Origin of the sequence: Pseudomonas sp. PS02303 (genome assembly GCF_029959925.1) — a bacterium.
Taxonomy (GTDB): Bacteria; Pseudomonadota; Gammaproteobacteria; order Pseudomonadales; family Pseudomonadaceae; genus Aquipseudomonas; species Aquipseudomonas mandelii.
The window spans coordinates 1-3633 of record NZ_JASCOM010000399.1 but is presented as its reverse complement, the minus strand read 5'-3'; the positions used below and the strand labels follow the sequence as shown (position 1 = coordinate 3633).

4 protein-coding genes are annotated in these 3633 nt (G+C 60.0%); 1 reads left to right on the top strand and 3 read right to left on the bottom strand.

Annotated elements, in window-relative coordinates; translation table 11 throughout:
• Positions 1 to 108: 108 nt before the first annotated feature.
• Positions 109 to 1503 (bottom strand): HAMP domain-containing sensor histidine kinase, encoded by a 1395-nt coding sequence (locus QMX98_RS33250; protein WP_282412019.1) that lies wholly within the window; start codon positions 1501 to 1503, stop codon positions 109 to 111.
• The gene (locus tag QMX98_RS33245; RefSeq protein ID WP_010455216.1) at positions 1481 to 2164 is read right to left on the bottom strand and encodes a response regulator transcription factor; all 684 of its coding nucleotides are present in this window, start codon (positions 2162 to 2164) and stop codon (positions 1481 to 1483) included. The genes QMX98_RS33250 and QMX98_RS33245 overlap by 23 nt, the downstream gene beginning before the upstream one ends.
• Before the next feature lie 277 nt (positions 2165 to 2441).
• Here QMX98_RS33245 and QMX98_RS33240 point away from each other — a divergent pair, with 277 nt between their 5' ends.
• Positions 2442 to 3383 (top strand): hypothetical protein, encoded by a 942-nt coding sequence (locus QMX98_RS33240; RefSeq protein WP_010455215.1) that lies wholly within the window; start codon positions 2442 to 2444, stop codon positions 3381 to 3383.
• A 24-nt stretch (positions 3384 to 3407) separates the two neighbouring features.
• Here the strand turns inward: QMX98_RS33240 and QMX98_RS33235 are convergent.
• A partial coding sequence (locus QMX98_RS33235; RefSeq protein WP_282412018.1) for a hypothetical protein occupies positions 3408 to 3633 on the bottom strand: 226 nt, incomplete at its 5' end.

Here is a 3633-nt window from a genome sequence, read left to right as displayed (position 1 = left end):
GCCTGCTCGCGATGACGTCTTCAGCTTCAACATAGAGATTGACTGATAGACCGCTATCGCGAGCAGGCTCACTCCTACAGGGGGATGTGTTCGTTCAGGGAGACCGGGTCAGGTCTGGGGAATCAGATCGTGGCCGCAATCGAGCACCAACCGCGCACCGCCCAGTTCACTGGTGCCCACTTCAAGCGCAAACCCATGCAGGCTGACAATCGCCGCGACGATCGACAGCCCCAACCCGAACCCGCTTTTCTGATTCCCACTCTCGGCACGGTAAAAGCGCTGGAACACCGCTTCGCGTTCGCTTTCCGGGATACCCGGCCCTGAGTCGAGCACTTCGATTCGCGTGTGCCCTGCGTCATTGACCCCGCGCAAAATCACCTCGCCACCGGGCGGGGTAAATTTGATCGAGTTGCTCAGCAGGTTCGCCACGGCTTCAAACAACAGCGCCCGATCGCCGTTCAACATTGGCAGTGACGCAGGCAATTGCAGCTTGAACAGCAGCTCGCCTTCCTCCGCCAGCGGCAGGTAAAAATCATGCAGCTCCTGCAACAACGGCACCGGATCCATCTGTACAAAACCGGAACGCCGCTGGCGGTCCTCCAGTTCGGAAATCCGCAGCAATCCACGAAACCGCGCCATCAAGGTATCGGCTTCACCGAGCACCGAGTCCAGCTGCACGGCCAGCGTCGAGCCGTCATCCGCCTGCTGCTGGATTCGATACAGCTGCGCCCGCAAGCGTGTCAGCGGTGTGCGCAGGTCATGGGCGATGTTGTCGCACACGCCCTTGACCTCGTTCATCAAGCGTTCGATGCGTTCGAGCATGGCGTTGACGATGGCCGCGAGCATGTCCAGCTCATCGCGGCGATTGGACAGTGGCAAACGCCGGGTCAGGTCGCCGGCGACGATGGCCTCGGCGCTGGCCTGGATTGCACGAATCCGCCGCAGCGGACGCCGCCTCAACAGGTGCCAACCGGCGATGCCGGGCAAAATGGTCAGCGTCACGCCCCAGAGCAACGCGTGCAGAATGATCCGGGTCACGGCAAACAACGAACCGTTATCGCGAACCAGCACCAGCCAGCGACCGTCCTTGGTCTGGGTCGCGACCGCGTCGCAACTGTCGGTGGGCAGGCTGGGGTCGTCAGACTCGGCGCAGTCGCCGAGCATGTGGATCTTGCCATCCAGCGGCAAGCCTTCGGGCATGTGCCGCAGCGCACCGCTGAGGTAACGGTGCTGCGAATCGAACAGGCCGTAGGCGTCGATGCCGCGAATGTCGAAGGTCATGCTGACGGCGAGGGCATCGGCCAATTGTTCGCCTTGAAAGTGCGAAAACAGGTGCTGGCGCTGCATCAGCGAGTGTTTGGCCAGATTGTCCAGGTAGGCGGACACCTCGTAGTACATGACCCCCATCAGAATCCCGCTCCAGATCACGAACAGTGAACTGTAGAGCGCGAGCAAGCGGCTGCTGGATGAGCGCCAGCCGTTAGAGGGGTTCAGCAATGACATAACCCGAGCCTCGCACGGTCCGAATCAGTGGGACTTTGCCAGGCGGGTCGATCTTCTTGCGCAGCCGGCCGATGTGCACATCGATGAGGTTGGTGCCGGGGTCGAAGTGATAACCCCAGACTTCTTCGAAAATCATCATCCGCGACAGAATCTGCCCGGTGTTGCGCATCAGGAATTCCAGCAACTTGTACTCGGTGGGCAACAGCGTCAGCAGTTGATCGTCGCGGCTGGCTTCGTGGCTGATCAGGTTCAGCTCAAGATCGGCCACCCGCAGCGTGGTCGCCTGGGCCGTGACCGTGTTCTGGCGACGCAACAGGACTTCAACCCGGGCGGCCATTTCATCGGTGGCAAACGGCTTGGTCAGGTAATCGTCCCCGCCGGCGCGCAAGCCGCGCACTCGTTCATCGACGTCGGAGAGGGCGCTGATCATCAGGATCGGCGTGGCCACGCCCATGGTCCGCAGCGTGGTGACAATGGCCAGGCCATCGAGCTCCGGCAACATGCGGTCGAGGGTGATCAGGTCGTAGTTGCCGCTGACCGCACGTTCCAGGCCTTCGCGGCCGTTGTTGACCCAATCGACGTCGAGGCCGTGGCTACTGAGTTCGGCGACGATTTCCCGGGCGGTCACGGCGTCGTCTTCGATGGTCAAGATGCGGGTCATGGGGCCTGCCTGATTAGAGGTGCTCAACATAGAGCGGCATTTTGCCAAGAAATGACCGCCGGCTTTCTAAATAAAACTTCATGCGCGCTCGCTTTTGATCAATGCATAAAACCCGCTGCTATCCAGCCATCCTTGCAAAATGCAACGGGATTGGAAGTTCAAAATTTATAAGTCATTGAAATTAAACGATTTATTTAAATTTGGCGACTGGCACGGTGACTGCACTTCCTTCTTCGAAGAGTTGTAACACCATCTTTCTGCCTGGAGCGATAAAACAATGAATAGATCCTCTGATGGTTTCTATCCCGCCTACGAAGAATCAAGCACGCTATCGGGTGTGTCCTGGGGCGCGATCTTTGCCGGTGCCGCTGCAGCGGCGGCGTTGTCGCTGATTCTGGTGCTGCTGGGATTTGGTCTGGGATTCTCGGCTGTTTCACCCTGGGCCAATGAAGGCGTGAGTGCCAAGGGCCTGGGGATCTCGACGATCATCTGGCTGGCCGCTACGCAAATCGTGGCATCCGGGCTCGGTGGTTACATCGCCGGTCGCTTGCGGGTGAAGTGGGCCAACATGCACGGCGATGAAGTCTATTTCCGTGACACTGCCCATGGCTTCCTGGCCTGGTGCGTGGCCACGCTGGTCACCGCGACACTGGTCGTCGGTTCGGTCAGCAGCATTGTCAGCGGTGGCGTGCAAGCCGGGGCGAGTGTGGTCGGTGGCGCTGCCAGTGTTGCGACTCAAGCGGCGGGCACCGCGGCGGGTAATACCGACAGTGACCAGTACGGCTATTTCGTTGACAGTCTGTTCCGCGATGATCGTCCGGCTGCCGTCAGCGATGACGCCGCCCGCAGCACCGTGACTCGCATCTTCGTTCGCTCCCTGAGCAATGACGGTCAGCTGTCCGCCGAAGACCGGACTTACCTGGCGCAATTGGTCGCCCAGCGCACCAACCTGACCCAGGCCGATGCCGAACGCCGTGTCGATGAAGTCTACGCCCGCACCCAGAAAGCCGTGGCCGACGCCAAGCTCGCTGCGCAACAAGCGGCTGACACTGCCGCCAAAGTCGCTGCCTGGACATCACTGTGGATGTTCATTGCACTGCTGATCGGTGCGTTTTTTGCCAGCCTTGCCGCGACCTTCGGCGGCCGTCGTCGGGATGCCGTGGTGTATCTGGAAACCGACACCTACGTGACCACCACTTCCGTGCCACCTGTTCGCTAACCCAGGAGAATTACCATGCGCTCATTACTTCTGTTTTTTCTTGGCGTGCCCATCCCGATCATCATCCTGATCGCCCTGTTCATGAATTGATCGACTGAGGCTCTTGCCTCTGCCGCTTCCGCCTCGGGTGGAAGCGGCGTTTTGCTTTCTGGCGGCCAATAAAGCGAAGATGCCCCACTGTGGGAGCGAGCCTGCTCGCGATAGCGGACTTTCAGTCGATGAGGATGTCGCCTGATGCACCGCTTTCGCG